Source organism: Kitasatospora sp. NPDC002965, assembly GCF_040611255.1.
Lineage (GTDB): Bacteria > Actinomycetota > Actinomycetes > Streptomycetales > Streptomycetaceae > Kitasatospora.
On record NZ_JBEXNT010000104.1, the window covers coordinates 1 to 26,756 of the forward strand.

General features: G+C 72.3%; 26 protein-coding genes and 1 pseudogene. 12 read left to right on the forward strand and 15 right to left on the reverse strand.

Annotated features, from left to right (window positions below; genetic code table 11):
• Positions 1-135: 135 nt before the first annotated feature.
• The 3 genes from ABZY91_RS30705 to ABZY91_RS30715 form a co-directional block, all read right to left on the reverse strand.
• Positions 136-891: a DUF4230 domain-containing protein gene (locus ABZY91_RS30705; RefSeq protein WP_355406067.1), complete on the reverse strand. Its 756-nt coding sequence runs from the start codon at positions 889-891 to the stop codon at positions 136-138.
• 401 nt (positions 892-1,292) lie between these two features.
• The gene (locus tag ABZY91_RS30710; RefSeq protein ID WP_355406068.1) at positions 1,293-1,538 is read right to left on the reverse strand and encodes a hypothetical protein; all 246 of its coding nucleotides are present in this window, start codon (positions 1,536-1,538) and stop codon (positions 1,293-1,295) included.
• Positions 1,539-1,914: 376 nt separating this feature from the next.
• On the reverse strand, positions 1,915-2,517 hold the full coding sequence (locus ABZY91_RS30715) for a TetR/AcrR family transcriptional regulator (protein ID WP_355406069.1): 603 nt from the start codon (positions 2,515-2,517) through the stop codon (positions 1,915-1,917).
• 108 nt (positions 2,518-2,625) lie between these two features.
• On the opposite strand from ABZY91_RS30715, the gene ABZY91_RS30720 reads away from it, so the two are divergent.
• A complete protein-coding gene (locus tag ABZY91_RS30720) occupies positions 2,626-4,056 on the forward strand; it encodes an amidase (protein ID WP_355406070.1) in 1,431 nt (476 codons plus the stop codon).
• 159 nt (positions 4,057-4,215) lie between these two features.
• On the opposite strand, the gene ABZY91_RS30725 is transcribed toward ABZY91_RS30720, so the two are convergent.
• Positions 4,216-4,920, reverse strand: coding sequence for a TetR/AcrR family transcriptional regulator C-terminal domain-containing protein (locus tag ABZY91_RS30725; RefSeq protein WP_355406071.1), 705 nt, complete (start codon positions 4,918-4,920; stop codon positions 4,216-4,218).
• Between the two features lie 123 nt (positions 4,921-5,043).
• Here ABZY91_RS30725 and ABZY91_RS30730 point away from each other — a divergent pair, with 123 nt between their 5' ends.
• Together ABZY91_RS30730 and ABZY91_RS30735 are read left to right on the forward strand one after the other, a co-directional pair.
• A complete protein-coding gene (locus ABZY91_RS30730; RefSeq protein WP_355406072.1) occupies positions 5,044-6,276 on the forward strand; it encodes an FAD-dependent monooxygenase in 1,233 nt (410 codons plus the stop codon).
• Positions 6,277-6,521: 245 nt separating this feature from the next.
• Positions 6,522-7,685, forward strand: coding sequence for a methyltransferase domain-containing protein (locus ABZY91_RS30735; RefSeq protein WP_355406073.1), 1,164 nt, complete (start codon positions 6,522-6,524; stop codon positions 7,683-7,685).
• Between the two features lie 189 nt (positions 7,686-7,874).
• Here ABZY91_RS30735 and ABZY91_RS30740 read toward each other — a convergent pair whose 3' ends face one another.
• Entirely contained in the window at positions 7,875-9,173 is a 1,299-nt protein-coding gene (locus ABZY91_RS30740) for an Ig-like domain-containing protein (protein WP_355406074.1), read from the reverse strand.
• A gap of 326 nt (positions 9,174-9,499) precedes the next feature.
• On the opposite strand from ABZY91_RS30740, the gene ABZY91_RS30745 reads away from it, so the two are divergent.
• Both ABZY91_RS30745 and ABZY91_RS30750 read left to right on the forward strand, forming a co-directional pair.
• Positions 9,500-10,870: a helix-turn-helix transcriptional regulator gene (locus tag ABZY91_RS30745; protein WP_355406075.1), complete on the forward strand. Its 1,371-nt coding sequence runs from the start codon at positions 9,500-9,502 to the stop codon at positions 10,868-10,870.
• Positions 10,871-11,074: 204 nt separating this feature from the next.
• Positions 11,075-11,401 (forward strand): YkvA family protein, encoded by a 327-nt coding sequence (locus ABZY91_RS30750; RefSeq protein WP_329879765.1) that lies wholly within the window; start codon positions 11,075-11,077, stop codon positions 11,399-11,401.
• A gap of 239 nt (positions 11,402-11,640) precedes the next feature.
• Here ABZY91_RS30750 and ABZY91_RS30755 read toward each other — a convergent pair whose 3' ends face one another.
• The 5 genes from ABZY91_RS30755 to ABZY91_RS30775 form a co-directional block, all read right to left on the reverse strand.
• Entirely contained in the window at positions 11,641-11,802 is a 162-nt protein-coding gene (locus ABZY91_RS30755; RefSeq protein ID WP_329879766.1) for a hypothetical protein, read from the reverse strand.
• Between the two features lie 242 nt (positions 11,803-12,044).
• The gene (locus tag ABZY91_RS30760; protein WP_355406076.1) at positions 12,045-12,929 is read right to left on the reverse strand and encodes an alpha/beta hydrolase; all 885 of its coding nucleotides are present in this window, start codon (positions 12,927-12,929) and stop codon (positions 12,045-12,047) included.
• 4 nt (positions 12,930-12,933) lie between these two features.
• Entirely contained in the window at positions 12,934-13,581 is a 648-nt protein-coding gene (locus ABZY91_RS30765) for a dihydrofolate reductase family protein (protein WP_355406077.1), read from the reverse strand.
• Positions 13,582-13,778: 197 nt separating this feature from the next.
• Positions 13,779-14,423, reverse strand: coding sequence for an NAD(P)-binding domain-containing protein (locus ABZY91_RS30770; RefSeq protein ID WP_329879769.1), 645 nt, complete (start codon positions 14,421-14,423; stop codon positions 13,779-13,781).
• Between the two features lie 49 nt (positions 14,424-14,472).
• Positions 14,473-15,285: an inositol monophosphatase family protein gene (locus ABZY91_RS30775; RefSeq protein WP_355406078.1), complete on the reverse strand. Its 813-nt coding sequence runs from the start codon at positions 15,283-15,285 to the stop codon at positions 14,473-14,475.
• A gap of 115 nt (positions 15,286-15,400) precedes the next feature.
• On the opposite strand from ABZY91_RS30775, the gene ABZY91_RS30780 reads away from it, so the two are divergent.
• Positions 15,401-16,327, forward strand: coding sequence for a LysR family transcriptional regulator (locus ABZY91_RS30780; RefSeq protein ID WP_355406079.1), 927 nt, complete (start codon positions 15,401-15,403; stop codon positions 16,325-16,327).
• Here ABZY91_RS30780 and ABZY91_RS30785 read toward each other — a convergent pair whose 3' ends face one another.
• On the reverse strand, positions 16,328-16,945 hold the full coding sequence (locus ABZY91_RS30785; protein WP_355406080.1) for a helix-turn-helix domain-containing protein: 618 nt from the start codon (positions 16,943-16,945) through the stop codon (positions 16,328-16,330).
• 196 nt (positions 16,946-17,141) lie between these two features.
• On the opposite strand from ABZY91_RS30785, the gene ABZY91_RS30790 reads away from it, so the two are divergent.
• Complete coding sequence (locus tag ABZY91_RS30790; RefSeq protein ID WP_355406081.1) at positions 17,142-18,128, forward strand: alpha/beta hydrolase; 987 nt, start codon at positions 17,142-17,144, stop codon at positions 18,126-18,128.
• Positions 18,129-18,331: 203 nt separating this feature from the next.
• Here the strand turns inward: ABZY91_RS30790 and ABZY91_RS30795 are convergent, their stop codons facing one another.
• Complete coding sequence (locus tag ABZY91_RS30795; protein ID WP_355406107.1) at positions 18,332-19,021, reverse strand: DUF6882 domain-containing protein; 690 nt, start codon at positions 19,019-19,021, stop codon at positions 18,332-18,334.
• 213 nt (positions 19,022-19,234) lie between these two features.
• Here ABZY91_RS30795 and ABZY91_RS30800 point away from each other — a divergent pair, with 213 nt between their 5' ends.
• Positions 19,235-20,209, forward strand: a complete 975-nt coding sequence (locus ABZY91_RS30800) for a hypothetical protein (protein WP_355406082.1) — start codon at positions 19,235-19,237, stop codon at positions 20,207-20,209.
• Between the two features lie 275 nt (positions 20,210-20,484).
• Here ABZY91_RS30800 and ABZY91_RS30805 read toward each other — a convergent pair whose 3' ends face one another.
• Positions 20,485-21,354 carry a hypothetical protein gene (locus tag ABZY91_RS30805; RefSeq protein WP_355406083.1) on the reverse strand — a complete coding sequence of 290 codons (870 nt, stop codon included), beginning with the start codon at positions 21,352-21,354 and terminating at the stop codon, positions 20,485-20,487.
• A gap of 343 nt (positions 21,355-21,697) precedes the next feature.
• Entirely contained in the window at positions 21,698-22,153 is a 456-nt protein-coding gene (locus tag ABZY91_RS30810; protein WP_355406085.1) for a hypothetical protein, read from the reverse strand.
• 302 nt (positions 22,154-22,455) lie between these two features.
• Between ABZY91_RS30810 and ABZY91_RS30815 the strand changes: the two are divergent.
• From ABZY91_RS30815 to ABZY91_RS30825, 3 genes and pseudogenes are all read left to right on the forward strand, one after another.
• Positions 22,456-22,606 (forward strand): annotated as a pseudogene (locus ABZY91_RS30815) (IS5/IS1182 family transposase); the annotation flags it as partial.
• 101 nt (positions 22,607-22,707) lie between these two features.
• The gene (locus ABZY91_RS30820; RefSeq protein ID WP_355406087.1) at positions 22,708-23,613 is read left to right on the forward strand and encodes a phosphotransferase; all 906 of its coding nucleotides are present in this window, start codon (positions 22,708-22,710) and stop codon (positions 23,611-23,613) included.
• An 816-nt stretch (positions 23,614-24,429) separates the two neighbouring features.
• Complete coding sequence (locus ABZY91_RS30825) at positions 24,430-25,191, forward strand: hypothetical protein (RefSeq protein ID WP_355406089.1); 762 nt, start codon at positions 24,430-24,432, stop codon at positions 25,189-25,191.
• A gap of 229 nt (positions 25,192-25,420) precedes the next feature.
• Here the strand turns inward: ABZY91_RS30825 and ABZY91_RS30830 are convergent, their stop codons facing one another.
• Positions 25,421-25,885, reverse strand: a complete 465-nt coding sequence (locus ABZY91_RS30830; RefSeq protein WP_355406091.1) for a hypothetical protein — start codon at positions 25,883-25,885, stop codon at positions 25,421-25,423.
• 302 nt (positions 25,886-26,187) lie between these two features.
• Here ABZY91_RS30830 and ABZY91_RS30835 point away from each other — a divergent pair, with 302 nt between their 5' ends.
• Positions 26,188-26,664: an FtsX-like permease family protein gene (locus tag ABZY91_RS30835; RefSeq protein WP_355406093.1), complete on the forward strand. Its 477-nt coding sequence runs from the start codon at positions 26,188-26,190 to the stop codon at positions 26,662-26,664.
• Positions 26,665-26,756 lie beyond the last annotated feature (92 nt).

Genomic DNA, 26,756 nt, shown 5'->3' on the forward strand with positions numbered 1-26,756 from the left:
CCGGCCCCGGGGCCGGGGCCGGGGCGACGGCCTCCGGGAACCCCGGTCCGGGGTTCCCGCCGGGGCCGGTCCGGACGGCTGCCTCGACGGCGGACGGCCGGCGCGTCCGGCCCGCCGTGGTGGGGCGGCAGTGGGTCAGGGAGCGGTGGTGACGGTCACGGTGGTGAACCCCGCCGAGCGCAGCAGTCCCTCCAGCATGCTGCGGGTGCTCTGCTCGGCGCGCCGGGCGAGTTCGGTGTCCTTGGCCGCCTGCTCGATCTTCTGGGTGGCCAGCATTTCGACCTGCCGCTGGTTGCCGGGGTTTGAGCTGAAGAAGTCGCCGATCCGGTCGAAGAGACCGCGCTGCTGGAGGTAGACGTAGGAGCGGCCCACGTCCAGGGCGGGCGCGGCGAGCTGGGCGTGCGGCACCACGACGGTGGCGCTCAGACGGTCGCCGGACACGGTCACGGCGCCCTTTTCGAGGGCGGCGAGGTCGACGTAGGCGTCCACCGTGCCGGCCGCCACGTACAGGGTGCGGTGGCCGAGCAGGGCCGAAGGCAGGAAGGCGGCCTCGCGGTCGAGGTCGACGACGAGCTGGAAGTTGCCCTGCGCGCCGGTGAAGTGCTTCATGTCCTGGATGGAGCGCAGCAGCACCGGCTGGCTGCGGTCCACCGTGCGCCGCTCCAGGGGGTTGGGGATCGAGGGGAACAGGCCCAGGTGTGCCCCGGCGAGGAAGAACGCGACGATCGCGGCCAGGGTCACCGGCAGGCCGACGTACCAGGGGGTGCGGCGGCGCTCGCGGCGGGGCGGGGCCTTGTCGCCCGGGGAGCGCCGAGGTGTGTCGTCGGGGTTCTGCTCCGGTGCGCCGGCGCTGTCGGACCCGGCCGACCGGCTACGTCTGAGGAGTGCCATCTCGCTCTCTCCGCTCTGTGCGCCCTCGCCGCAGCGCTCTGCCGCGGCGCCATGCGGGTACCCCGAGGCGGCGGGGACACGCCGGTGCGGGCGCCGAAATCCCGGCGAACTGCACTCGGTGCGGGTTGAGTTGATCCGCCGGGGAGCGGGGGCGGGTTCACATGCGGGCGGCCCGCAACGGGCGGACGAGCGGCGCCGCGACCGGCGTGCGGCGGGACCGGGGGCTTGCGCGGGGGGCGGGTGGCGGGGGAGCCGTGCCCAGGACCCGAGAAGCCGGTCGAGTTGGTGACGCCGGGCCGGCACACTTCCGCCGCGGCCCGACCCGCCCACCGGGGCGTCGGTCGGACCGCGGCGGTGCGCCGTTCAGGCCCGGCGCCGGGTGTGCGGGCGAGCTGCCGCGGTCAGCAGTAGTTGCTGACGCCTCCGGTCTCGTCACCGTTGAGCAGGCCGCCCCAGATCCACTCGTTGTCGGAGAGCTTGACCCACTTGTCGTGAGCGACCCCGTTGGCGTTGACCCAACCGCCGGTCTTCCAGCAGAGTCCGTACGAAGTGAAGCCTGCGGACACGGGGTAGTTGATGGCGTAGTCCGTGGACGGTCCGTACCTGACGTTCCCGTTGATCCATGTCGTGACCACGCCGCCCAGCACGCGCGAAATCTGGGTCCGTGGCGCGCCGGCCGGTTCGGAATCCGCGGCGGCGGCGGGGGCCGCCATACCGGAGGCCGTCAGAACCGCCAACCCGACTGCTGTGACGAGCCTGGTTGTGGGCCGTTGGCGATCGATGTGCATCTGTTTCCCTCCGAACGAAACCTCGGTCTGTACCCGGTCGGACTCGACCAGGCGTCAATCATCCTGACAAGAAGGGATATTGACGGTCCATGGCGCTTCGGGGATTGGCGCAAAGAGGATCGAACGTGTACCTGTGATCGGCCTTTCGCCGGCGGTGCCGGAACCGCTCAGCACCGCCTCGGCGACGCCTTCGCGGCTGGTCGGCGGCGTGGACTGTTCAGGGTGGTGTGACCCGTCAGGAGTGCCGCTCCCAGAGGTTGTCCAGGTGCGCGTGCAGGACGTCCTGGGCCTCCTGCGAGGTGAGGCGGCCGATGAGGACGTGGACGGTGAGGCCGTCGGCGAGGGAGAGGAGGGTGCGGGCCTCGTGCTGCGGGTCGACGGGCGCACTGTGTCCGGCGCTCTCGCCGACTTCCCGGATGAGCTGGGTGAACGCCTCCTGCAGGGCTGCGTAGCTCGCCTTCAGCGTGTTCGCGAGCGGCTCGCTGACCGCGGCCTGCGCGACGAAGGCGAGCCAGACCCGTGCCTCGGAGTGATGCTCTTCCCGGAGCAGCGCGACTTCGGTGACCGCGTGACCCAGGGCGGTGGCGGCCGACTGGGCCGGGCTCCGGACGAGGCGGGCCCGGGCGCGTTCGGTGATCCGCTCACCGATGTTCGCGAGAGTGAACACGAGCATCTCCTCCTTGCTGCGGAAGCAGCGCTGCACGGCGCCCATCGACACCTGCGCGCGGGTGGCGACGTCGCGCAGGGTCACGCCTTCCAGTCCGTGTTCGTCGGCGAGGAGGCAGGCGGCCTCGGCGATGCGGTGACGTCGCTCCTCGTGATCAACCTGTCTGGGCATGCTCGTGGCCTCCGTGCGGCGACGCGTAATTCGATGCGGTCGTATCGGTTCCCAGGCTACAGTTCCGATGCAAGCGCATCGGAACGTGGGAAGGGGAGGACGAGAATCATGGGTGATGCCCTGTGGAAGCTGTCGGCCGCGGCGCAGGCGGAGGCCGTGCGCGGTGGCGAGGTTTCCGCCGTCGAGCTGGTGGAGAGCCATCTGGAGCGCATCGCCGAGGTCAACCCGGAGGTGAACGCGGTCACCCGGCTCCTGGCGGATCGCGCCCGGGAGGCCGCCGGGCGGACGGACCGGCGCCGGACCGCCGGCGAGGAGCTGGGGCCGCTCGCGGGGGTTCCGTTCACGGTGAAGGAGTCCACGGCCGTCGAGGGGGTGCCGACCACGTTCGGCACTCCGCGCTTCCGCGATCTGGTGGCGCCGGCGGACGCGCCCCCGGTCGCCCGGCTTCGCGCGGCCGGGGCGATCCCCATCGGGCACAGCAACATGCCCACCTTGATCCTGGCCGGAATGCACACGCGCAGCGAGCTGTTCGGAGACACGTTCAATCCCTGGGATCGTGGCCGGACTCCCGGCGGATCGAGCGGGGGTGACGCGGTGGCCGTCGCCACGGGCATGGCGGCGCTCGGACTCGGCAACGACTCCGGGGGATCGGTGCGGGTCCCGGCCCAGTTCTGCGGTGTGGCCGGACTGAAGCCGACCACCGGCCGGTTTCCCGCCGACCACCGGATCCTCGGCCCGGACGACCCCGGGCCTGCATCCCAACTACTCGTCACCGACGGCCCGTTCGCCCGAAGCGTGGGTGATCTCCGGCTGGCGTACGAGGTGTTGGCCGGCACCGATCCACGGGACCCGCGCGCCGTGCCGGTGCCCGCGTACGGCGCGCCCCTCCCCGGGCCGGTGAAGGTCGCGGTCGTGGCGGACCCCGGCGGGCACGGCGTCCACCCCACGGTGCTCGCGTCCGTCGCCGCCGCGGCCGACGCGCTGCGGGACGCCGGGTACGACGTGCGCGAAGTGCCGGACGTGCCACGGTTGGACGAGGCGCTCGACGCCTACGGCCGGATCACCGTGACCGAGTTCGCCCCGACCTGGCCGGTGGTGCGCAAGCTGCTCGGCGCGGGCGGTGACCGCTACGTCGGGATGATGATGGAACAGACGCCGCCCGCGAGCGCGGAGGAGTTCATGAAGCTCATGGGCGTCTGGATGAACATCCGCCGCTCCTGGGCCGAATTCCTCGACGACTACCCGCTCCTGCTCGGCCCGTCGTTCACCGAACCGCCCGTCGAGCCGGGGATCGAGTCGCGCGACCGGGCCGGGCGGGACCGCGTCGGGTCGGGAATGCGGCTGTGCACCGTGACCAGCTTCGTGGGTGTGCCCGGGGTGGCGGTGCCGACCGGGACGGCCGACGGCCTGCCGTCCGGCGTGCAGGTCGTCGGGCGCGCGTTCCGCGAGGACCTGTGCCTGGCCGCGGCCGGGGCGATCGAGGACCGGCTCGGAGTCCTCACCCCGGTCGACCCGGTCTGGGCCGGTGGGGCTGGTTGAGCCCCCGGGTCCACGCCTGACCCGGGTGCTCGATCCCCGGGGACACGACCACCACGGCACCGGCTCGCGAATCCACCTGCGGCCGCCCGCGCCGTCCGGTGCTGCACGGACGGCGCGGGCGGCCCACTGAGGTGAGCCGAGGCTGATCCTCCCCGGGGGCTACCCGGCTCGGCGCGTGATGAGGGCCTCCAGGCCGTCGAGGATCCGCTCCAGGCCGAAGTCCAGCGCCTGGTCCCGGCCGTCCTGGGTGGCCATTGCCGCGGCGAGCGCGGGGAAGCGGTCGGCGTGCTGGTGCACCAGGGGGCCGAGGACGGCCAGGAGTTTCGCCTCGGGCGAGCCGTCCGGCCGGGCCGCGCGGGCCTGTTCGGCGATGCCCCGGACGTGCCCGGCCAGCAGCACTGCGGTGTCCATCCGTTCGGGGCCGGTCAGTCCGTGGCCGTCCAGGGCCGCGACCACCCGCTCCAGCCAGCCGAGTTCCTTGGGGCCCATCACCCGTGGTCCGACGGTGGCGTCGAGAAGCCATGGGTGCTCGGCGAGCATTCGCGCCAACTGGTCCGAGCAGGCGGTCAGTTGCTCGCGCCATCCGAGTCCGTCCACGGCCGGCGGCGGTTCGCCGACCGCGGCCTCCACCATGAGCGCGACCAGTTCCGCCTTGCCGGGAACGTAGCGGTAGAGCGACATCTTGGTGAAGTCGAGCAGGCCGGCGACCTTCTGCATCGAGACGGCGCCGAGGCCCTCGGCGTCCGCGATCGCGACGCCCGCCGCGGCGATCCGCCCCAGGCTCAGCGCGGGCTTCGGCCCCCGGGACGGCCTGGCGGGCGGTCCCCAGAGCAGCCGCACCGCCTCGTTCGCTTCCTCGCTCAATTCCCGCTCCGTCTCGTGTCTTCCGGCTGCCCTTGCGGGGCGGCCCAACTGCGTCTACCGTACACAGCAAGAAACAGTGTCCCTGGGACACAGTTAATCGGTAGCTCGGATGGAGTGGTTCACGTGAGCATCAAGGTCCTGATCTCGGGCGCGAGCATCGCCGGCCCCGCACTGGCCTACTGGCTGGGGCGGTACGGCTTCGAGACCACCGTCGTCGAGCTGGCCCCCGCCCTGCGCGGTGGCGGCCAGGCGGTCGACTTCCGAGGCCGGACCCACCTGACGGTGCTGGAGCGGATGGGTGTGCTCGACGAGCTGCGCGCCCTCGACACCGGCGGCAGCCCGATGACCTTCGTCGACCGGCGCGGCCGTCAACTCCTCCGCCTGCCGGCCGACTTCGCGGGCGGGGACGTCGAGGTCCCGCGCGGGGAGCTCGCCCAGGTGTTGCACCGGCGCAGCCTCCCGCACACCGAGTACCTCTTCGGCGACTCGATCACCGCCTTGGAGGAGACGCCCACCGGCGTCCGGGTGGCCTTCCGGAACGCCGCGCCGAGCGAGTTCGACCTGGTGATCGGCGCCGACGGACTGCACTCCAACGTCCGTCGGCTCGCCTTCGGCCCGGAGGAGGACTACGTCCGCCACCTCGGCTACTACGCGGCCACCTGGCAGCTTCCCAACTACCTCGGTCTGCCTCCTGGTTCAGTCGGCCTCAACGTCCCCGGCCGGCTGGCCGCCGTCGGCGCCGACCACCGCGACCCGACTCGGGCGGGCGCCTTCTTCGTCTTCGCCTCGACCGAACTCCGTTACGACCGCCACGACGTGGCGCAGCAGAAGGCGCTGATCCAGGACGCCTTCGCGGGCCTCGGCTGGGAGGTGCCCGGGCTCCTGGAGAGCCTGAGGCAGGCGCCCGAGCTGTACTTCGACTCGATCAGCCGGGCCGACGTCCCCGCCTGGTCCACCGGTCGGATCGCCCTGTTGGGCGACGCCGCGTGCGGGGCCACCATCGGCGGGATGGGTACCGGCACCGCTGTGGTGGCGGCGTACGTCCTGGCCGGCGAGCTGGCCCGGGCCGGCGGCGACCACCGCACCGCCTTCGCCCGCTACGAGCACACCGTGCGCGACTACGCCCAGGGCTGTCAGAAGGGCGGCGACCGGACCGGCCCGTTCCTGGCGCCCGGCACCGCGACCGGGCTGCGGGTGCGCAACGGGCTGCTGAACCGGCGCTGGATCCTCGACAGGATGCTGGAGATGGGCAAGCAGGTCAGCAGCGTCGATCTGCCTGACTACACGACCGAGCTGTCGAACGCCGTGGCGTCCGGCGTCCTGGGCGGAGGCGTCGCAGCACGTCACCGGCGATGACCATGCCCTCGCCCGGCGTGCGGGCCGGGTCCGGCGCCCCCTGCGTGCTGCTTCACCCTCTGTCGCCCGTGTGTGGGGGCGGGTCAGGATGACCGGGTTGTTGTCGCGCGCGAAGGGGTCCGGATGGGGAAGCACAAGAAGGAGCCGGAGCTGCCGAGTCCGGGTCAGGGGTCCCCGCCTCCCGGGAACGCGGACGGACAGGTGCCCGTCCCCTTGCCGCCGGGTGACCCGAAGCACGGGAAGAAGTGACCGGGCCGGCCCCGTTGCGGGCGCGCCTGGACGAGGCGATGGACGAGCGCGGGGCCTGGCCCGCGCGGGCGCCGTGGCTGCGGGAGGCGGTGGCGGCGCTGCCGCGCGACGTGTTCGCGCCGGACCGGCTGCTGCGGTGGGACGGGCGCGCGTACGTGCCGGTGGACCGGCAGAGCGATCCGGACGGCTGGGCACGGGAGCTGTACGGCGAGCAGGACGCGGCCGCGGTCACCCAGGTGACGGACGGGCCGGCGTCGTCGAGCCTGTCGGCGCAGGGCGTCGTGGTCGACATGCTCGACAGCCTGTTGTTGGAGCCCGGGCACCGGGTGTGGGACATCGGGACGGGGCAGGGCTGGAACGCGGCGCTGGCGGCGTGGCGGGCCGGCCCGGGGCGGGTGGTGTCCACCGAGATCGACGGTGTGTTGGCCTCGTTCGCACGCGAGCGTCTGGCCGCGGCCGGAATGCGGGTGGACGTCGTGGTGGCGGACGCGACCGTCACGGTGCCGGACAGCCCGGTGGACCGGCTGATCGCCACCTACGCGGTCGAACGGGTGCCGTGGTCGTGGGTCGGGGCGGTCCGGCCCGGCGGGCGGCTCGTGGTTCCCTGGGGCCGGCTCGGGCACGTCGCCCTCACCGTCGCCGACGACGGGCGCAGCGCGAGCGGGTGGGTGCAGGGCCTGGCCCGGTTCATGGGCGACCGCGCCGCCGGTCCGGCGCCCGTGGGCGGGCACGCGGGGTACGCCGCGGTGCGCGGCACCGCGGCGCCGGAGGTGAAGCGCGTCGTGGATCGGGATCCCGCGCCGCTGGCCGCGGACTGGAACCTGAGGTTCGCGCTGCGGGTCGCCGTGCCGGACGCCGTGGTCGTCACCGGCACGGACGAGGACGGCGTCCTGGCGTGGGTGCACGACGGCCACCGGTCCTGGGCCGCGTTGTCGGCCGGCGGCGACGGCACCGCGACCATGTACCAGGGCGGCCCGCGGCGCATCGGTGACGAACTGCTCCACGCCTGGGCGCAGTGGGAGGAGCTCGGGCGGCCGGGTCCGTACGAGTACGGGATGACGGTGCGCCCTGACGGCCAGTTCGTGTGGCTGAACGACCCGGTTCACGGCCCGCGCTGGCACGCCGGTGGCACCGCGGCGGCCGGTACTCCTCCTCGTTGAGCAGGGCCTGAGCAGCGTCCGTTTCGGCGGCCGGTCCGGGTGCCGCCGGGGGATCCGACGGGGGTTCTGTACGACCTCCGTGGTGCGGCGGTCGGCGTGCCGGTCGCCGTTCGAGGGTTCGTCGTGGACCTCGACCGAGCCGCCGGCCACGGCGGTGCGCGGGTGGGCGGTGCGGTCGAGTGGACGGGTCTACCAGTTCGCCCAGGGAAGGTTCCAGCCGCCGAGTCCGTTGTCGGGGGAGACGGTCTTCTCCTTCGAGTTCACGATCGTGACCACGTCGCCGATCAGCGAGCTGTTGAAGAACGTTCCCGCGACGGAGGTGTCGCTGCCGCCCTCCACGTCCTTGAGCGAGACGCAGCCGTGGCTGGTGTTCTCCTTGCCGAACGGGTCGCCCTTGTACCAGTAGTTGCCGTGGAGGTAGGTGCCGCTCTCGGTCAGCCGCATCGCGTGCGGGGCGGCGGGGATGTCGTACTCGTCGCCGAGTCCGACGGTCCGGGAGTTCATGTGGGTGACCTTCTCCTTGGACATGATCACCATGGTGCCGCCCCACGAGGGGTGCTTCTCGTCGCCGAGCGTGGCGGGCACGGTGGTGGTCTTGCCGTCCCGGACGATCGTGAGCCGGTGCGTGGCGGCGTCCGCGGTGGACACCTGCGAGCGGCCGACGGTGAACGGTTCGTCCTTGTCCACGTCGCCGTAGACGCCCGGTGAGACCTCGACGTTCTTCAGCCGGTAGTGGATGGTGACCTTGGTGCCCGGCTTCCAGTACTCGGCCGGGCGGAAGTCCAGCCGGCTGTCGCCGAACCAGTGGCCCTTCACCTCGGTGCCGTTGTCGGTCTCGAAGGTGATTCCCTTGGCGACGGCGTCCTTGTTCACGATCTTCGTGCTGAACTCCACCTTGACGATCATGCCCACGCCGTAGGTCTGGCCGTCGGCGATGTTGTCGTTGGTGGAGACCTGCTTGTCGGGCGTGCGCGTGGTGAACGCGGTGGTGGAGGCGGCCGCGAGACCGTCGGCGTCCGCCGCCTGGGCGTTCACCGTGTACGCCGTGCCGGGTGCGAGCGCGGCGGCGGGCTTCCAGCCGGTGCCGTCCGGGGTGATCGTGCCGGGGACGGGCCTGCCGTTCTTGTCGGTCACGTCGACGGTGGTGAGCCTGCCGTGGGAGACGGACACCTGGAGCGCGTTCGGCGCGACGCCCCGGGCGCCGTCCTTCGGTTCGACGTTCAGCACCGCGGCCGACGTCCTCGGCCCGGTCGCGGCCGAAGGCGCGGCAGCAGGCGCGGCAGCCGTCGTGGCGGCCACCGTGGCGGTAGTCGTGGCCGCCGGCCCGCCGGCGGCAGTGGCGCCCGTCGCCCGGGTGGCCCCGTCGCCCTCGCCGTCGCCGCAGGCCGCGGTCATCAGCAGAATGCCGCCCATCGTCAGCGCCACCGCGCTGCGGTTGAAACGGTCGCCCGTGCGTATCGCGGTCCGGGTCGCCTGAACAGTGCTCACTGTCGCTCCTTCTCGGTGATCACCGAAAGCCTGTCGGCCGGTTCGTCCCAGGAGCAACGGCCGGCGCCCGATCTGGGACGCTGGGACGCCGTTACCTGCTTTGACCTGGGAAGACGTAACCTTCCTGGGACGCGTCCGTGCGACCGGGGAACGGCGTGGCGGGCGGCGGGAACCACGGGAGCGTCAGCGGCGTGCTTCTGTCCCGGAGATCGCTTCACGTCGGTCCGGCCGCGGGGGGACGCGACAGCGCCGCGCCCGACCGCCGGTGGCGGCCGGAGACGGCGGGGCGCGATCACTGCTGGATGCAAGAGCGAGGCGGAGGAACGGTGCCAGAGGGGTTCGGGGAGTTGGGGGAGCGGGACGAGATCGCGCGGCTGCTCGGGGAGCTGAAGAGCCGGTCGGGGCTCAGCTACGGCGCGCTGGCGAAGAGGCTGCATCTGAGCACCTCGACGCTGCACCGCTACTGCAGGGGAGACGTGGTGCCGACGGAGTTCGCCCCGCTGGACCACCTTGCGCGGCTGTGCAGGGCGACGCCGGAAGAACTCGTCGAGCTGTACCGGCTGTGGGCCGTGGTCCACTCGGCGCGGGGAAGCAGGACACCACCCGTCCCCGGACCGGCAGGTCAGACGGTTCCGGCGGACCCGGCGGACCCGACGGACCCGCCGGAGGCAGGGACGGGGACGGAGCCCGAGGTCGAGGTTGAGGTCGAGGCGGAGGCGGAGGTGGAGGCGGCGCCGGACGGGAGAGGCGGCGTCGAGGCCGGGCGGGTCCTCGTCGCCCGCGCCGAACCGGACCCTGCCCCCGGGGCGGCGCCGCGGCGGTGGCCTGTCCGCCACCGTGCGGTCCTGGCCGCGGTGGCGGTCACCGTGGTGCTGGCCACCACCGGTGCCGTCGCCATGGGGCTGAAGTCGGCCACGGGCGGTGACATCGGTCCCGGTCGGGCCCCGAACGGCGGGTCGGCCGCCGGATCCCCGGCTCCGGGCGCCCCCGACTCGTCACCCTCCCCGGCTCTCGCCTCCACCTCCGCTTCCGTCTCGGCCGCCTCCACCGGTGCGGGCTCGGGCTCGCCGGGGCCGACCGGCGGGACGGACACGAGCGCTCCGATCACGGTCTCGGTCCGGCCGTCCGGGTGGAACAGCTCGTGCGATCAGTACCTGGTGGACCGCCCGCCGTCCGAGGTCCCTCGACCGCCTGAGGTGCCGGACGTGGCGGGCTGGGCCTCCGGGATCGGCGCGGTTGCCGGCCGCCACCAGTCGATCGAGCTCATCGTGCAGGGCACCGGCAGGGAGACCGTGGTGCTGTCGGGCCTCAACGTCCGGGTCACCCGGATCGCGGGTCCCCTCGCCTGGAACGCCTATTCCATGGCCGAGGGCTGCGGCGGTGGGGTCGGCGTCCACTCCTACGACCTCGATCTGGACGCGGCCCGCCCGCGGCCGGTCCTGGCCGCGGGCAGCAAGGGCCTGCCGGTCAAGGTGAGCGAGGGCGACCCGGAGGCCATCGAGGTCACCGCCGTGACCGACTCCCACGACGTGAGCTGGTACCTGGAACTGGAGTGGTCGAGCGGTGACCGAAAGGGGACGCTCCCCGTCGACCTCGGCCACGGCACACCGTTTCGCACCAGCGCGGTGAAGGGCCGGCCGCTGTACGTCTACCCGGCCGACGGACAGGCCTGGGAACCGAGCTCGTTCCAGGGGTGACAGCGGAACGCGATTTCCGTTGACTCGACGGGCCCGCGGTCATGCCCGCGTTCCGGCGCTGCGGGCTGTGGGACCACCCCGGCCGCCCAGCCGCGGATCCCGCCCCGGTCGTGGATGCGAAGCTTGATGCTGTTGGGCTGGTGCGCATGGTCTGGCGGGCACGGAGCAGGTTCCTGGAGGCGGTTCGAGCGAGAGGTGGCCGGGATGGACGGAAACGGTGTGTTCTGGGTGGTCGGGGCCGGGGTGGTCCTGGCCACCCTCGTGGTCGCGGGCGTTCTGGTGGTGAAGCTGGTCCGGGCCCGGAAGCTGTTGGGGGCATCAGGGATCCCGATGTCCAAGAAGGTCCTGTTCTGGGCGTCCATCGCCTATCTGGTCAGCCCCGTGGACCTGCTTCCCGACCCCATCCTGTTGGACGACATCGGCTTCCTGCTCGTGGCCCTGCGCTCGCTGGGCAAGGCCGGGCTGCGGGCCGGCGTCGGCTCGGCAGGCCCGGGCGTGGGTGGCACGGAGGTCCCGCGGCTGAAGCAGTGACCCCGCGGGGCCGCAGCTGGGAACGGCCGTTCCGTCCGGCCGGGCGCGAGACGAGAAGCGCCCCGCGGGACGCGCTCAGACGGTAGCCGCTTCGGACCGGGCGGCGGCGGGGCGCACGGCCTGAGCCGAGCGCATTGCCACACGGCGGCACCGGGCCGGTTCGCAGGGGGGTTCCCGCTGCAGAGAGCCGGATGGGCCGTCACCGGTGTCGTGGTGACGGCCCATCCGGGGTGCTGCGCTCATACGGTCGGGCCGGCCAGACTCGTCAGGGCCCGGTGCGCGCGTCGGGCGCTGCGCTCGGCGCGGCTCTTGAGGCGGAGCGCGCGCACGAGGCGGTGCTTCTCGGCCTCCCGAAGACGGTCGTCTATCGTCGCCCGCGCCACGTCGATGTGGTAGGTCATGATGCTCCCCCTGTCGACGGGTGATCCGTCGGCATCACCCTGACGCCGACCCTTCGGGCCACCCTCTGTGCTTCAGACTCTACACCCAAAGTCGGTCTAGGGCCTTGCATTTAACGATCCGTTCAGGAATTTGCCTTCTGATCGAATGCCAAGTGGCTGGTCGGTTCCCAGGCCCGCGCGGCGTCGCGCCGGTGCTGCGCCGTCCCGCCCTGCGCCGTCCCGCCCTGCGGCGCCGCAGCCCGTCACGCGCCCGGCGGCCGGACCCGTGGGGCACCCGCCGTCCTCTGCCCGAGCGTGAGCATCGCCCCGGCGACCTCGTCGGCGGCCGAGTCGGGGACCGCGGTGGCGGCCTCGTCGAGGACGAGCAGCCGTGCGCCGGGGATCTCGCGCGCGATCGCCTCGCCGTTGCCGACGGGGAAGAACCGGTTGCGGCGGCCGTGGACGACGAGCGTGGGGACCTCGATCCCGGGCAGGCGCTCCCGCCAGCGGGGTGTGCAGTCCAGCTTGGAGAAGACCAGGCCCATCTGGTTGGCCATCTGGACGGGGGGCGCGGTGCCGGGCGTGCGGTCCCAGATGCGCGCGGCGACGGCGCGCGCGCCGTCGGGGTCGTCGCCGAGGATCGCCGCGCCGGTGGCGGCGAACTCCGCAACCGCCTCGCGGTCGGTCCAGTCGGGCATCGGACGCGCGAACAGCCGGCTCATCGTCGCCCGGTCGTGGTCGGGGAGGTCGTCGTCGGGCGGGCCGGGGGCGACCGCGCGGGTGTTGGCCAGGGTGAGCGCGCAGAAAGCGTCCGGACGGTCGAGCGCGGCCACCTGGGCGACCATCCCACCGACGCCGATCCCCCCGAGGTGCGCGGGCGCACCGCCGAGCGCGTGAGCGAGGGCCGCGGCGTCGGCGGCGAGGTCGCGCAGGGTGTAGGCGGGTGCCGGCGGATCCGTCGTCGTGGACTCCCCGCTGTCACGCAGGTCGTAGCGCACCACCCGGTGCCCGCCGGCGGCGAGGCGCTCGCAGAGCGAGTCGGGCCAGGAGAGCATCGTGGGCCCTCCCGCGAGCAGAACGAGCGGTGCGTCGTGGTCACCGAACGACTCGATGCCCAGGGTGACCTCGTCGGTGTCGAGGGTGGTCATCGGATCACCGGCCGTTGTCGTCGTCGTGCCCGAGACCGCGGTCGGGCCTGCTCATGTCGCCCGTCGCGGGTGTGCCGTCGGCGAGCCCGTAGCGCAGGTACACGGTGCCCTGCGGGCCGGCCACCGGGGGTTCGAGGAGCGTGACGTTCGTGGGGACCGCGCCGCCGTCGAACACCGTCTTCCCGACGCCGAGCACGATCGGGTGCACCCAGAGGTCGAGGCGGTCGAAGAGCTTCTCGCGCAGGAGGGTCTGCACCAGGTCCAGGCTCCCGACGACCTTCACGTGCTCGTGCCGGTCACGGACCTCGCGCACCGCGCCCGCCAGGTCCGGGCCGAGCTGCGTGGACCCGGCCCACGGGAGGTCGGGCCTGCCGCGGGAGGCCACGTACTTCGGGACGCTGTTGAACAGCTCGGCGATCTCGCCGCCCTCCTGGTGCGGCCAGTGGGCGGCGAAGATGTCGTACGTCCGCCGGCCGAGCAGCAGGGCGTCCGTGCCCTCGTACGCGGCCAGGATCTGCGCTCCGGTGATCTCGTCGAGCAGGGGTGCCTGCCAGCCGCCGAACGGGAACCCCTCGGGGTCCTCGTCGGGGCCGCCGGGTGCCTGCCCGACGAGGTCGAGGGTCGTGAACAGCTCGATGTGGATGAGGCCCATATCCGTACTCCCGATGAGTTGGTCGTCCCGGTCGAGATGTAGACCTGTCGGAGCCGGAAAACTCATCGCCGCGCCGGTACCGGGCTTTCGTACCCGCCGACCGCCTCACCCGGCGCACCGCCGTCCGCGCCCGGATCGCGCTCCCGGCCGCCTCGCACGGGCCCTACCGGCGTTGCTCCGAAACCGGTCCCGACGGGTCAGCGGGCCAGGGAGACGGCGAACGGCTTGAAGCCGTGTCGGCGCAGGACGTGGGGAACCACGAGGATCATGGCCTCGGTGGCGCGGGCCGTGGCGATGCCGCCGAGGTCCTCGATCCATGCGGGCTGCCAGCCCAGGTCGCCGAGCAGGCCGGTGACGGTCCTCTTCGCGTTCTCGTCGTCGCCCGAGAGATAGGCGGTCGGTGGGGTGGCCAGGCTCTCGGGAGCGGTCATGACCATGAACAGCATGGTGTTGAGGGTCTTCACCACGCGGGTGTCGGGGAGCGCGGCCTGGAGTTGCTCGGCGAGACTGCTGCCGGGGTAGCACAGGTCGCCGGGCAGGCCGTCATCCGCGTCTCGGGTGGCGTTGGAGACATCGACGAGGAGCTTCCCGGCGAGCTCGGTGCGCAGGCCGGCCAAGCGGTCCAGCGAGGTGTGGCCGGGCGTCGCGTTGATCACGATGTCCGCGGTGCGGGCGGCGGTGCGCTGGTCGGCGAAGGCCGTCCGCGGGGCGCTGCCGGTGGCAAGGGCCGCGGCCTCTCCCGGGTTCCGGACCCCGAGGGTGACACGGTGTCCGGCTGCGGAGAGCCTGCCGGCGAGGTTGGCGCCGACGCGGCCGGCGCCCAGGATGCCGATGCTGGTCATGAGGTGATGCTCCTTGTGATGTGAGGCGGGCCGGGCGGAGGGCGTCCGGTCAGACGATCGGGGACAGGACGTCGAGGGCGGCCGTGTGGATGCCGGGGGCGGAGGCCAGGAAGTCGCGGCTGCCCGTGGTCCAGGGCTCGCCCGCCAGGTCGGTGACGGTGCCTCCGGCCTCGGCGACCAGCAGGGCACCGGCGACCAGCCCGGAGCGGACGTCGGAGAACTGCCAGAAGGCGTCCGTGCGTCCGGCCGCGACGTGGATGAGCTGCATGGTGGCGGGAACGGACACGCGCACGACCAGACCGTTGACGAGCATGGCGGTGACCGAGTCGCCGATCCGCCGGAAGGTGCGCTCGTCCTCGCCGGGCCTGGCCTGGCCGGTGCCGACCAGCGCGGCGCCCAGGTCGGTCTTGGCGGACACCTGCAGCGGCCGGCCGTCGAGGTGCGCACCCCCGCCGGCCACGGCGGTGTAGGTGTCGCCGGTCAGCGGCAGATGGACGACGGTGAGCACCGGCCGGTTGTCGCGGACCAGGGTGGCGGTCACGGACCAGTCGTCCATGCCGTGGACGTGGTTGATGTTGCCCTCGGCGGGGTCGACGACCCACCACTCCCCGGGCGGGAGCGCGCCGCCGGCCAGCTCGTCCTCCGCCCACTGCGATCCGGGCCGGGCCCGCAGCAGCGGCTCCCGCAGCACGTCCAGCACCGCGTCGTCGTTGGCGTGGATCTCGGCGACGACCTCGTCCAGGCTCACACCCCGGGCGTGCGGCGTGTGGCGCCCGCGCAGGGTGAGACCTGCGGTCCTCACCGCGGCGGTCACCTCGGGCAGGAGCGTCGTGTCGGCGGCGAAAGGCATGGTGGTGCTCATGGCGGGATCCCCGGGTTCGATGTGTGCGGGCGGTCGGTCTCGCGCCTGCACTTCGAAGGTATGGCTCCCGGTCATTAACAACAAGTGCATGCTATTCACTTGTAGAATTACTGACATGCAATTGGATCTGAACCTGCTCACCGCACTTGACGCACTGCTGGAAGAGGGCAGTGTCGCCGGCGCCGCAGCCCGACTCCACGTCACCGCACCGGCGATGAGCCGCTCCCTGGGCCGCATCCGCAAGGCCACCGGCGACCAGATCCTGGTCCGCACCGGCCGCAGCATGGTTCCCACCACCCGCGCGCTGGCCATGCGCGCCCAGGTCCACGCCCTCGTACAGCAGGCCCACCACCTCCTCTCCGCGCAGCAGGAACTCGACCTGGCGGCGCTGGACCGGGTGTTCACCGTGCGCTGGCACGACGCCCTGACCGCCGCCTGCGGCACCGCTCTGCTCACCGCCGTCCGCCGCCGGGCCCCCGGCGTCCGGCTGCGTCTGTCGGCCGAACCCGGGACGGACGACGCCGAGCTGCGCCGGGGCGAGGTCGACCTCGAATCGAGCTCCAGCGCTCCGACGCTCCCCGACATCCGGCACCGCCTCGTCGGCACCGACCGGCTGGTGGTCGCCGTCCGCCCGGGCCACCCCCTCAGCGAGGGGCCGCTGGACGTCGAGCGCTACGCGGCAGCCGAACACCTCACCGTTTCGCGACGCGGCAGCCTGCGCGACCCGATCGACGACGCCCTGACGGCCCGCGGCCTCGGACGACGCGTCGTCGCCGCCGGGCCCACCGCCGCGTTCGCGCTGCAGCTCGCCCTCGACACCGACCTGGTCGTCACCCTCCCCGACGCGATCACCCGCGCAGCGCGGGAGGGGCTCGGCCTGGTCACGCTGCCGCCGCCACTCCCGCTGCCCGAGGTTCCCCTGTACCTGCTGTGGCACCAGCGCTACGACGACGACCGCGCCCACACCTGGCTGCGGGACCTGGCCACCGAAACCGTCCGGGCGCCGTTTGCGCCGCCGACCGTCCCTCGACAGCCCCGCTGACTACCGGGCCCCGCAGCCGGTGGCGGGCGGGGTGCGCGGTCGCAGGCGTTCGCCCTGGGGCCCGAACATGATCAGGTACTCGACCGGCCCGCCCGAGCCCGCGTTCGCGACCCCGTGGGGGGTGCGGGTGTCGAACTCGGCGACGTCCCCGGCGGTCAGGACGAGGTCCTGTTCGCCGAGCGCGAGCCATAGCCGCCCGTACAGGACGCACAGCCACTCGTAGCCGTCGTGGGAGACCTGCCGTGGTCGCACCGGCCGGCCGTCGACGGAGGGCAGGACGTGCTTGTGGGCGTGCAGTCCGCCGACGTAGCGGGTCAGCGGCAGGACTGCCTTGTCGTCGCCGAGACTCAGCGGCACCGAGGTTCGGCGTTCGGCCGCAGGGACGGCGGCAGGGGCGGTGCCGGCCAGCTCGTCCAGGGAGACGCCGTACTCCTTCGCCAGCAGCAGTACCACCTCCAGGGTGGGCTTGCGCCGGCCGGTCTCGATCCGCGACAGCGTGCTCGGCGAGATGCCGGTCGCGCAGCTGACTCCGGTGAGCGTGGCGCCGCGATGCTCGCGTACGGCCCGCAGGCGGGTCCCCATCGCCGCCAGTGTCCCGGCCAGTTCGTCATCTGCCACCGCCGCTGCACCTCCCGAACGAACCTGGCGACCGTCTCCCTGTCCTGCGAGTTTGCCAGAACGGCAACGTCGATGGCCTCGGGCGGTCGCCGCGCCGCATGATCGACGGGTACCCGCGAACACCCGTGACCACCCGCGACCACCCGCGACGACCCGCGAACACCCGCGATCACCGGCGAACCGAGGAGAACTCCCCATGCAGTCCGAGCCGTCCGCCGCCCCGAGCCACCGCATCGTCGAGGCCCCGGCCGGGCGCCTGCACCTGGTCGAGCAGGGCACCGGCCCGTTGGTCCTGCTCGTGCACGGCTTCCCCGAGTCCTGGTACTCCTGGCGCCGCCAGCTACCGGCCCTCGCCGCAGCCGGCTACCGGGCGGTGGCGATCGACGTACGCGGCTACGGCCGCTCCTCCAAGCCTGCGGCGACCGATGCCTACCGGATGCTCGACCTCGTGGAGGACAACGTGGCCGTCGTGCGGGCCCTCGGCGAGGAGAACGCGGTGGTCGTCGGCCACGACTGGGGCTCCAGCATCGCCGCCGCCTCCGCCCTGCTCCACCCCGAGGTGTTCCGCGCGGTCGGCCTGCTGAGCGTCCCCTACGCGCCGCCCGGCGGGCCCCGCCCCACCGAGGTGTTCGACCGGATCGGCGGCCCCGGGCAGGAGTTCTACGTCTCCTACTTCCAGGAGCCCGGCCGCGCCGAGGCGGAGATCGAGCTCGATGTCCGGGGCTGGCTCGCCGGCTTCTACGCGGCCCTGTCCGCCGACACCATGCCCGCCCGGGGCGAGCCCGACCCGCACTTCGTCGCCCGCGGCGGCCGGCTGCGCGACCGCTTCCCCGCCGGCGCCCTGCCGGCCTGGCTGACCGAGGACGACCTCGACGTCTACGCCGGGGAGTTCGAGCGCACCGGCCTGACCGGCGCCCTCAACCGCTACCGCACCATGGACCGAGACTGGGAGGACCTCGCCCCCCACCGCGGAGCCCCGGTCACCCAGCCGTCCCTGTTCATCGGCGGCGCCCTGGACGCCTCCACCACCTGGATGTCCGACGCGATCGCCGCCTTCCCCACCACCCTCCCCGGCCTGACCGCCTCCCACCTCCTGGACGGCTGCGGCCACTGGGTCCAGCAGGAACGCCCCGAGGTGGTCAACCGTCTGCTGACCGGCTGGCTCGCCACCCTGACGGGCTGAACCGCCGACCGCGCCGGGGCCCGCCCGGCGCGGCCGTGACGCGCTCCTGCGTGATGCCCAGGGCGGCTCGTCGGGCCCCGGGCAAGCCACCGACGAGCCGCCCGGAGGTTGCCCTCGCACCGGTCCCGGGGGGAGCGGCGGGACCGTCCTGACAGCAGAGGGCCTGCTCCGACATCCGTACCTGAGCAGGCCCTCCGTCGTGATCAGCGGCCGGCCGGGCCCACCCTGACCGACGCTATGCGCCCGGATCCGTCGAAGTCGACGTCCACGGTGCCGCCGTCGGGAAGGTCGGCGCTGACGCCCGTCTCGGTCTGCCGCTGGACCAGACGGAAGTGATCGAAGTACCCGCTCACCGCCAGTCGCGGTGAGCGCCCGATCAGCGTCGCACCGCTGGTCAGGATCCGAGACAGGGCGAGGGGATCGACCGCTGCGTGCCGAGCCCGGGGATCGTCCGGCAGCAGATAGAGCCTGGTACCGGGACCCGCTTCCACGCCGAGGTAGCCGGCCGCGCCGGTCACGCCCATGGCGGCGAAGGCGAGCGTCTCCGCGGCACGGCGCGGATCACCGAAGCCGGACAGGTCGAGAACCTCTTCGGTGAACTCCGGAAGGCCGTGGGCCCGTCCGAAGTCCCTCACACGCTCAGTGGCGGCGACCACCGGCGCACCACGCAGTCCCGGGTTCGCCCAACCCCACATCCACGTCCGTTCGGACAGATCGTAGGTGGCCAGGACCGCCACACGGATCTCCCGACCGCCCTGCCGGTAGACACCCGTGTCGAGGTCGACGTCCCAGGGACCGTCGGGGATATCGGCGTTCAGGGCCTCAAGCTGGGCACTGCCCCAGGCCGAGTGTCGCTCCGTCTCCTGGAGAAACGCGTCACAGAATTTGCTCATCACGAAAGGAGACCCTAAACGATCACCGGGAGGGCTCCGCAGGGGGCTCCGACGGTCGCTGAGCTGCTGGAACGGTGCCGGAGTATGGAATGTCCCGCCCGGCAGTCGGACCGCTGATACAGGCGACCCCTCGGCCACGACCCCCTTACACCCTCGTCCGGGGTGGCTGGGATACTCGCCCCGACTGTTGATCATCCGGGGAGAGACATCGTCTTGACCTGGCTTGTTCGAATACTGTCCGCGCTCTCGTACGCCGCGATGGCCACGGTGGTCCTCTGGACCGCCGGGCTGCCCGGGGGAGTCACCCTGCCGATGGGCGGGTTGACGACGGCCGCCTGGATCGCCTTCGGACTGCTCTGGCTCAGGGTCGCCGCACTCTGGCTCTGGTGGTCGGACGACAACCACGGGTGGCTGTCACGGGCGGCGACCCGCCGCCGGTCCGTCTCCCTGGTCAAGGACGCGCCGCGCAGGCGGTTCAGCTCCCGGTTCTCGTCACGCGAGCCGTTCGACTTCGACAGCAAGGGGTGGGTGTACTCCCGGCAGGTGGCGGTCTGGCTGCTGCTTCCCGTGGCCTGCGCCGCGCTGGCCGGGTTCGCCCAGGCGTACGAGTCCGAGACCGTCCGCTCGGTGGTCCGCGCCGGAGCCTCGGTCTCCACCGCGACGGTGATCCAGGCGGACGACATCAGCGAGAACTTCCGCGACGGCGACGTGGTCGGCTACTTCTCGAAGCTGACGCTGGCCCTGCCCGGCGGCGGCACCGTCCGGGCCGAGGGCGCGTACACCCCCGAGGAACCGGAGCCCGACACCAAGGTCGAGGTGCTCTGGGCGCCCTCCGCACCGGAGTTGGGCGGGCGCGTGCACTACGCCACCGACATGTCGCGCTACCTCGACCACGACTGGGGTCTGACAAGCGCCGACGCTCCAGCACTGGCCCTGGCCATCGTGCTCGTCCTGTCGTTCGTGGTCACCATCGGCTTCGCCACGGAGGAGGACGGGCTCCAGGACCTTGCCTGGCGGCCGGTGGCCCAGACAGTACACGCGGTGGTGGTGGGCGGGGTCCTGTTGGCCTCACTCCCCTCGCTGGCCGGCACTGCGGACCCGGCCCACGCGATGGACCTGCTCCTCGTGTCCGGCATCGCCGTGCTCCTCCTCTACACCGGGATGCACCTCCGGCCCATGCTCGACTGACCCGCAGCAACGGCGGGCGCCACCCCGGTCGGCGCCCGTCGCCGTCCTGAGGTTCTGGCGGAGATTGCGTACGGTCAGCAGGTCACGGCAGTCGAGACGGGGACGGTCGCCGTGACGGGGGAGAGCGGCGCGCTGCCGACGTCGGTGGACGAGGTCGTCGCCGACCTGCTGGAGGGGCGCGGCGCCGAGCGAACCACCCGTACAGCCAGGACGGCCGGGGGCGTCAGCGCCTGGACGTTGTCCGGTTCGGAGAGCCGTTCGGAGGTCAGCGGTGTTCAGCGGTGGTCGGGCGGCCGGTCCGGCGGGTGCGGAGTCCCGTTCGTCTTCGGGCCGGTCTCGCGTTCCGCGCGGAGTACCCCGGCGACTTCGTGGGCCCGACCGGGGTGGTAGACCGTCACCGCCTCGGGCGCGGAGTACATCGCGCCGGCCCGGGGCGTGTACCGGCGGCTGCGGACGCCGTGCCGGGTGGCCAGCTCGTCGACCGCGCCGACAGGCACGTGCCACAGGGCGGCCAGGTCCGATCCCGTCCACCATTCGTCGGGGTACAGGAATTCCCGGTCGACCTCCGTCCGATGCTCCACCGCCACCGAGGTCGGACCGAGTCGGGCAGTCAGCCAGTCGATCAGTGCCTCCGTGCGGACCTCGCACACCGGGGCCCGGAACGCCGGTTCGCACTTCACTGCCGCCCCTTCGCGGGTGTGCAGGACCACGGCAATCGACTTTCGTCGCCCCAGCCTGAGCCGCTCGATGACGACGACGCGCTGGAGGCCGGCTGCGGAAACGGTCGAGGAGCGAAGGAGACGCGCGATCACGACGCGGGCCGCGTCCCCCTGGGGGCGGAACTCGATCCACCGCACCATCGTGGCCGCCGACACGAACACCATGGCCGTGGCGAGCGCGATCACGGCCACGACCGCGAGCCCCAGGCCGGCCCAGAGGACGGCCCAGAGGAGTCCGGAACCGGTGAGCGCTGCGACCAGTAGGACCGGCAGCAGGATGGGGGCCGCGATCCACAACGGGACCATGACGCCGCCGCCGAGCGCGAGGCCCAGCTCCTGGATCCTCCTCGGCACGAACACCAGCCGCTCACCCGATACCGTCGTCGACACCACTCCCGCCAACGGGTCCGGGCTTCGCAGGGTCATGAGTCAAATGTAGCTACTGGCGGGCCAGTTGGTAAGAAATGCGTGGCGACGCCCTGATGTCTGCCGCGTCGCGGCGACGCAGCGCGTGCGCCACGGGCAGGTGGTGCTCGGAGCCGGGGCGGGTGCGGTTGGCGCGCGAGTGGCCGACACGACCCCCTCCGGGGGCCCGGACGTGCGGGGGCCGTCGACGGCGCGGTCGTCCAGGTCCGGCGAGTCCGCGCGGGGCAGGCCCGGAGTGGGGGGGGGGGGCCCCCCCCCGCCCCCCCCCCCCCCCCCCCCCCCCCCGCACCCGGGCCCCCCCCCCCCCCCCCCCCACCCCCCCCTCCGCGGCACCTCCCGGCGGCTACCGGTACCAGCCGGTCCAACGGCCGTAGGAGTCACGGGTGTTGTACCAGGAGTTCGTGTTCGTGTCGAGCATCTGCAGCGTCAGGGAGGAATCGCTGATCTCGTGGATGGAAACCCAATCCCGTCCGACGCGACCACCGAGTGACTGCCACTGCGTACCGTAGTAGACCCAGACGGCGTAGTCCGCCCCGACGGCGAAGACGTGCGTGAGGCCGTTGATCGACGCCCTGGGCATGAACGCGTTGAACCTGTCCCCGCAGGGGAAGACACCTCCCCCCTCGGGGATGAGCGGCAAGATGGTGACGCCCCTCGCGTTGCACTTCAGGTGGCGGTACGCCGGCAGTTGTACGTTTCCGGCATGGGCCGTGCCCGCCGTGGCGACGGCGGTCCCCAGCGCCGTGGCAGCGATCACGGCCGCCGACGCGAACGTCCTACCGGGCTTCTTCACCTTCATCACTGACCTCCTGATCGAGTGAGACGGCAGGAGCATCACAGCCGACCTGGCGCCGCGTCATCCAGAACCGGCGGGTAGCGACCCGAAGGCCTGCCGCCGGTGCCCGAAAGGCGCACCCGGACAGGCCTGTTCGACCTGATTCCTTCAATTCCCTTTGAAGTCGGGCATGTTGTGCCGACTTTGCGAGGCGTGGTCACCGCTGCAACACGACTCTCACCCGAATGCCTTTGAGTCGCAGGTCTTGCGCTTGACGATCTCGTTCGGAAAGCATCCGGGTGCGTGCTGTTCTTGTTCCGGACGACCTGGGGAGCCGGTGGCTCTGCTTCCGTCGCCCGGCTGCACCGGTTCAAACGGCTCCGTACCCGCTACGAGCGACGCGCCGACCTCAACCCGGGCCTGCCCGAACTCGCCTGCAGCATGATCCGCCTACGGCGGCTCCGCACAGCAATCTGAAACGACCAGTAGTGTCCGAATCAGCGGCACCAGCAGGGTGGGCGTCGCCGCCGGACCTGGGTCGGCCTACGCCGGCACCGTTCAACAACCAAGGACTGCTCATGCTCCTCGACCCTGACGCGACGCTCGAAGCCGTCGCATCAAGCCTGCAGGACCTGCCGTTCCCGTGGAGCGGGGATCCCGTCGAAATCGTGGGCTGGGGCTTCTCGAACGTCGTGCTCCGGGCCGGCGCCGACGTCCTCATCAGGGTGCCGCGCACTCCCGGAGCCGGGGGCAGAAGCCGGCACACTGCCGAGGTCCTGCGGCGACTGCCGCTCCTGCCGCTGGCCGTCCCCGAGGTGCTCGGAGTGCTTCCGGCCGGGCCGCGGCTGCCGTTCGGCGCCGTGCTTCTCAGGAAGCTGCCAGGCGCTGTCGTGGACGATGACGTCGCTCGCGCGGATCGTGAAGCGTTCACCGGCGACCTGGCCGCTTTCCTCTCGGCGCTGCACAACTGCGGCGACGAACCGCTCCTGGGCATCCTCCGAGCGGACGGGGCCGGACGGGCGGTCGACGTCCTTGACGCCGAGACGGCCGCAGCCACCGCGGACCTGCTGGCCGGTCGCGAGCGGCAGGTGTTCGAACGATGGGCCACCGCCTATCGGCGGTGGTTCGCCGGTGCCGAGGTCGTGCCGATCCACGGTGATGTCTGGCCCGGCAACCTCCTGCACACCTCCGGGAGGCTCTCCGGCGCCCTGGACTGGGACGAGGCGAGGGTCGGCCCGCGGGCGGTCGATCTGTGCGGTGTCTGGTACCTGGGCCGCGACTTCGCCGAGGAGGCGGTGCGTGCCTACGCGGCCCGGAACGCCTGTGACTACGAGGTCCTGCACGAAGAGACCAGGCTCGCCGGAGTCCGACGTGAACTGCGGGGCGTCACCTGGTCCTTGCGCCACGACGACCCCGAGGAACTCAAGGAGTCCCTGGACAAGGTGCGGCGTTCCCTGCGCGAGTTCCTGCTCCCGCCCGGCTGACACGGCCGCCGCCCGCGCTCGTAGCGCCTGCGGCGCTCGAACTTGCGCAGCCGGCGAACACGCGGTCCACGACCCAGCGCACTTCGATCAGCAGACGTCCATGACGTACCACTGCCTGGGCGTAGTGCCGTACAGGTACGGGTGTCGTCCCCGTCCGGCAGGGCGTGCGTACCTTTTGAGCGGTGTGCCGTCGGGGAAGGTGAGGCACGTTTCTTCGCGAAGCAGGACCTCGCTTTCCGTCATACGGCCACGATGGAGGCGGTTCCCCTGCCGGTTGCCGCCGAGCACGACGACCTCCTCCCCGTGCACCGCAATGCCCCGTGGAGCGACCACCGGCGTTGTCCGTACCCTGATTGATTCGCCCGTCCGCCCGAGGCTCCAGCAGTGGGAAGGCGGGGTGGTAACTGGCCCAGGCAACAACGTCGTCGACGTTGAAGGCGTAGACCGTGTCGATGTACGCGACGCCTTCCGGGGCCGAGTAGCCCCACCGCCGGTTCCCGCCGCTGTCCCAGCGCACCAGGCCGTTGTAGATCGTCGGGTCGCTGTAGACGCCCTCGTCACCCTAGGCGCTCCCAAGGCGGTGCCGCCGGTCTGCCGTCGCGAACTCGACGGCGCCCCCAGCCCGAAGCTGTGGCGTCGTCGTCCGTCCCGGCGTAGACCTGGAGGCAGAGCCGGTCGGGCGCCCGTCGTCGAGGTCGAACGCCACCCGGCCACAGTCCACTTGTCCGAAGGCGGTCCGAACTGCCGCTCCGATTTCCGAGTGGGGCCACGCGAATTCACCTGACAGGTGCGAGCCGGATCCGTGATCATTGGCCTATGACCACGGGACCGGACCTTCTCAGTCTTCGCATCGTGTGCCCACCGACCGACGAGGGCGGCGTGCAGGTCCGCCCGATCGTCAATGGCCGGGATCTTCTGGTCGAAGTGGTCCACGGTGGCTTGGGAGGCCCCCCGTACCTGGGAGTAAGCCCCAGGTATCTGTTGGACCGTGGCGGGCCGTTGCATGCCACGGCGACTCCCCGCGAGGTCCGTCTCGCATGGTCCGGGTGCGGCGCGGAGGAGTGCTGTGGCGCCCTGTACATGACGGTCAGGCGTGAGGGGGAGCTCGTTGTCTGGACGGGCTGGCGCGACCCGGCCAATCAGGGCGTCTACCTGCCGGAGCTTCGGTTCGCCGCCGGTCAGTACGGGGCCGAGGTCCTGCGAGCCGGCGAGGACCGCGGTTGGGAGTGGCCGGCAGGAGCGGTCGCGCGGCTGCTTGAGGCGGCACTGAGGGGACGCGAGGACTGGCTGGCCAGGTGGGAGTGCGAGCTGGAGAGCGTCCTCGCCTCCCGCAAGCAACCCGACCGGATCCACCTCCTCCTGAGGCATCCCCCTGAGCAAGCCGATACGGATCTGCCCTGGATCCAATTCGGAATGACCTTCCCGATCTCCGCGGACGACCCGTCGGAGCAGGCCGTGCACCTTGAGGCGCGGCTGATCTCAGGCGATCCCCGTGCCACCGCCGAGGTCTGGGGAGGTTCGTATGATGCCGAGCAGCTGGGCTACCCGTGGCCGCCGGTCGACCCGCTGGTCATGTGAACGCAGGGATGGGCAGGGTCGCGCCCTCTCCCTCTCGTCCATCGACAGCAACCGTGATCCGCTCCGCTCCTGGGCGCCGAGGGCTCCGAGGACGTGACGACCATCGACCGCCGGCTCGTTGGCGAGGTGGGGTCGTCGGCGGTCCACGGCGTCGCCGAACCCGCCACCCGGGCCGGCCCCCGGCCCCCGGTGCGGGGCCGGGTGGAGGTGATGCCGAGGGCGCTGTCGGCTACCGGAACCAGCCGCTCCAGCGGCCGTTCACCTCACGGTTGTTGAACCAGTGGCGGGCGTCCGTGCCGATCACTTCCAACTGCACGAAGCCGCCGTTGTGGGCGTTGATCCGGACGTCGCTCGCGGCGCGGCCGCCGAGCGACACCAGCGGGCTCCGGGTCTCGTTCGGGTTCGTCCAGTACGTCCACACCGCGTAGTCCGCGCCGATGTAGAAGGTCTGCACCGTCCCGTCGTCGAAGGTGTAGATGGGCATCTCCCGCCCGAACCCGCCTCCGCAGAGGAACTGGCCGTTCCGGCCGATGAGGTTCTCGACCGTCATCGTCGACTTGTCGCAGTACCACAGCCTGATCACCTCCACCGAGGCCGCACCGGCGGTACCCGCCGTTGCGACGACGGTCCCCGCCAGCGTGGCGGCGACGGCGACGGCCGACGCGGCGACCCTGCCGACCTTCTTCATCCTCATCACTGACCTCCGGATCACCGGCACCTGTTTCTCTTCCGGGCGGGTGACAGACGGCGCGCGGGGCCCGGCTGCCGGACCCTCGCCGGGAGCCTCACAGTGAACTGACGACCCGTCATCACCTACCTGCGGGTAACGGGCGGGCGTCCCGGTCCCGCTGCCCGGACGGCCGTCCAGAACTGCCCGAGCCTACCGCTGGCCCGCAGCCCGCTCCCTGCACTGCTGGCTTCTTCTCGGCGTCGACTCGGTGCGCGACGGCCCGTGCCGCCGGACTGGTGCCGTTCACCGTCAGCTACCGGGCCACGTTGACCGAGAACCCGCCGGCCGACCTGGAGGAACGGCTCGGCCGGGCCGTGGAGCCGCTCGGCGTGCCGACCTCCGACCTCCACGTCGAGCGGGGATATGAGCCGCCCGTTCCCGCGCGCTGGTCGGTCACCCTCACCATCGGCGCGGCCATCGCCCTGGTGTCGGCGATGACGGCCGTCGGCGGCGCCGCCCAGGAGCTCCGCCCGCGCATGCTGCTGCTGCGGGTCGTCGGCTTCCGGAGCGGGGTCCAGCGGCGGATCCTCGCCATCCAGGCCGCGGTCATCACCGGCCTGGCCATGCTCATCGGCGTCCTCGGCGGCTGGCTGGTCGCCGGAAGCCAACTCTGGCCGGAGGACATCCCGGTGGCCATGCCCTGGTCGACCATCGCCGTCACCGCACTCGGCGTGGCCACGGCGTCGTCAGCCCTCGCGGCCGCGCTGCGCCCCCGGACCGACTCACGGCTCCGCGAGCGCTGAGGGCCGCGAGGCTGCTCCCCTCCGGAGCTACGGACACGCTCCGGGTGATGCTGGACGAACGGCGGAGTCCGGAGCAGACAGGCCGGGCTCTG

What these genes read in the sequence shown, in the direction of transcription:
- ABZY91_RS30705 (WP_355406067.1), bottom strand. Translation starts at nt 891, where the DNA reads ATGGCACTCCTCAGACGTAGCCGGTCGGCCGGGTCCGACAGCGCCGGC.
- ABZY91_RS30715 (WP_355406069.1), bottom strand. Translation starts at nt 2,517, where the DNA reads ATGCCCAGACAGGTTGATCACGAGGAGCGACGTCACCGCATCGCCGAG.
- ABZY91_RS30720 (WP_355406070.1), top strand. Translation starts at nt 2,626, where the DNA reads ATGGGTGATGCCCTGTGGAAGCTGTCGGCCGCGGCGCAGGCGGAGGCC.
- ABZY91_RS30750 (WP_329879765.1), top strand. Translation starts at nt 11,075, where the DNA reads ATGGACGGAAACGGTGTGTTCTGGGTGGTCGGGGCCGGGGTGGTCCTG.
- ABZY91_RS30755 (WP_329879766.1), bottom strand. Translation starts at nt 11,802, where the DNA reads ATGACCTACCACATCGACGTGGCGCGGGCGACGATAGACGACCGTCTT.
- ABZY91_RS30760 (WP_355406076.1), bottom strand. Translation starts at nt 12,929, where the DNA reads ATGACCACCCTCGACACCGACGAGGTCACCCTGGGCATCGAGTCGTTC.
- ABZY91_RS30765 (WP_355406077.1), bottom strand. Translation starts at nt 13,581, where the DNA reads ATGGGCCTCATCCACATCGAGCTGTTCACGACCCTCGACCTCGTCGGG.
- ABZY91_RS30770 (WP_329879769.1), bottom strand. Translation starts at nt 14,423, where the DNA reads ATGACCAGCATCGGCATCCTGGGCGCCGGCCGCGTCGGCGCCAACCTC.
- ABZY91_RS30775 (WP_355406078.1), bottom strand. Translation starts at nt 15,285, where the DNA reads ATGAGCACCACCATGCCTTTCGCCGCCGACACGACGCTCCTGCCCGAG.
- ABZY91_RS30780 (WP_355406079.1), top strand. Translation starts at nt 15,401, where the DNA reads ATGCAATTGGATCTGAACCTGCTCACCGCACTTGACGCACTGCTGGAA.
- ABZY91_RS30790 (WP_355406081.1), top strand. Translation starts at nt 17,142, where the DNA reads ATGCAGTCCGAGCCGTCCGCCGCCCCGAGCCACCGCATCGTCGAGGCC.
- ABZY91_RS30795 (WP_355406107.1), bottom strand. Translation starts at nt 19,021, where the DNA reads ATGAGCAAATTCTGTGACGCGTTTCTCCAGGAGACGGAGCGACACTCG.
- ABZY91_RS30805 (WP_355406083.1), bottom strand. Translation starts at nt 21,354, where the DNA reads ATGACCCTGCGAAGCCCGGACCCGTTGGCGGGAGTGGTGTCGACGACG.
- ABZY91_RS30810 (WP_355406085.1), bottom strand. Translation starts at nt 22,153, where the DNA reads ATGAAGGTGAAGAAGCCCGGTAGGACGTTCGCGTCGGCGGCCGTGATC.
- ABZY91_RS30820 (WP_355406087.1), top strand. Translation starts at nt 22,708, where the DNA reads ATGCTCCTCGACCCTGACGCGACGCTCGAAGCCGTCGCATCAAGCCTG.
- ABZY91_RS30825 (WP_355406089.1), top strand. Translation starts at nt 24,430, where the DNA reads ATGACCACGGGACCGGACCTTCTCAGTCTTCGCATCGTGTGCCCACCG.
- ABZY91_RS30830 (WP_355406091.1), bottom strand. Translation starts at nt 25,885, where the DNA reads ATGAGGATGAAGAAGGTCGGCAGGGTCGCCGCGTCGGCCGTCGCCGTC.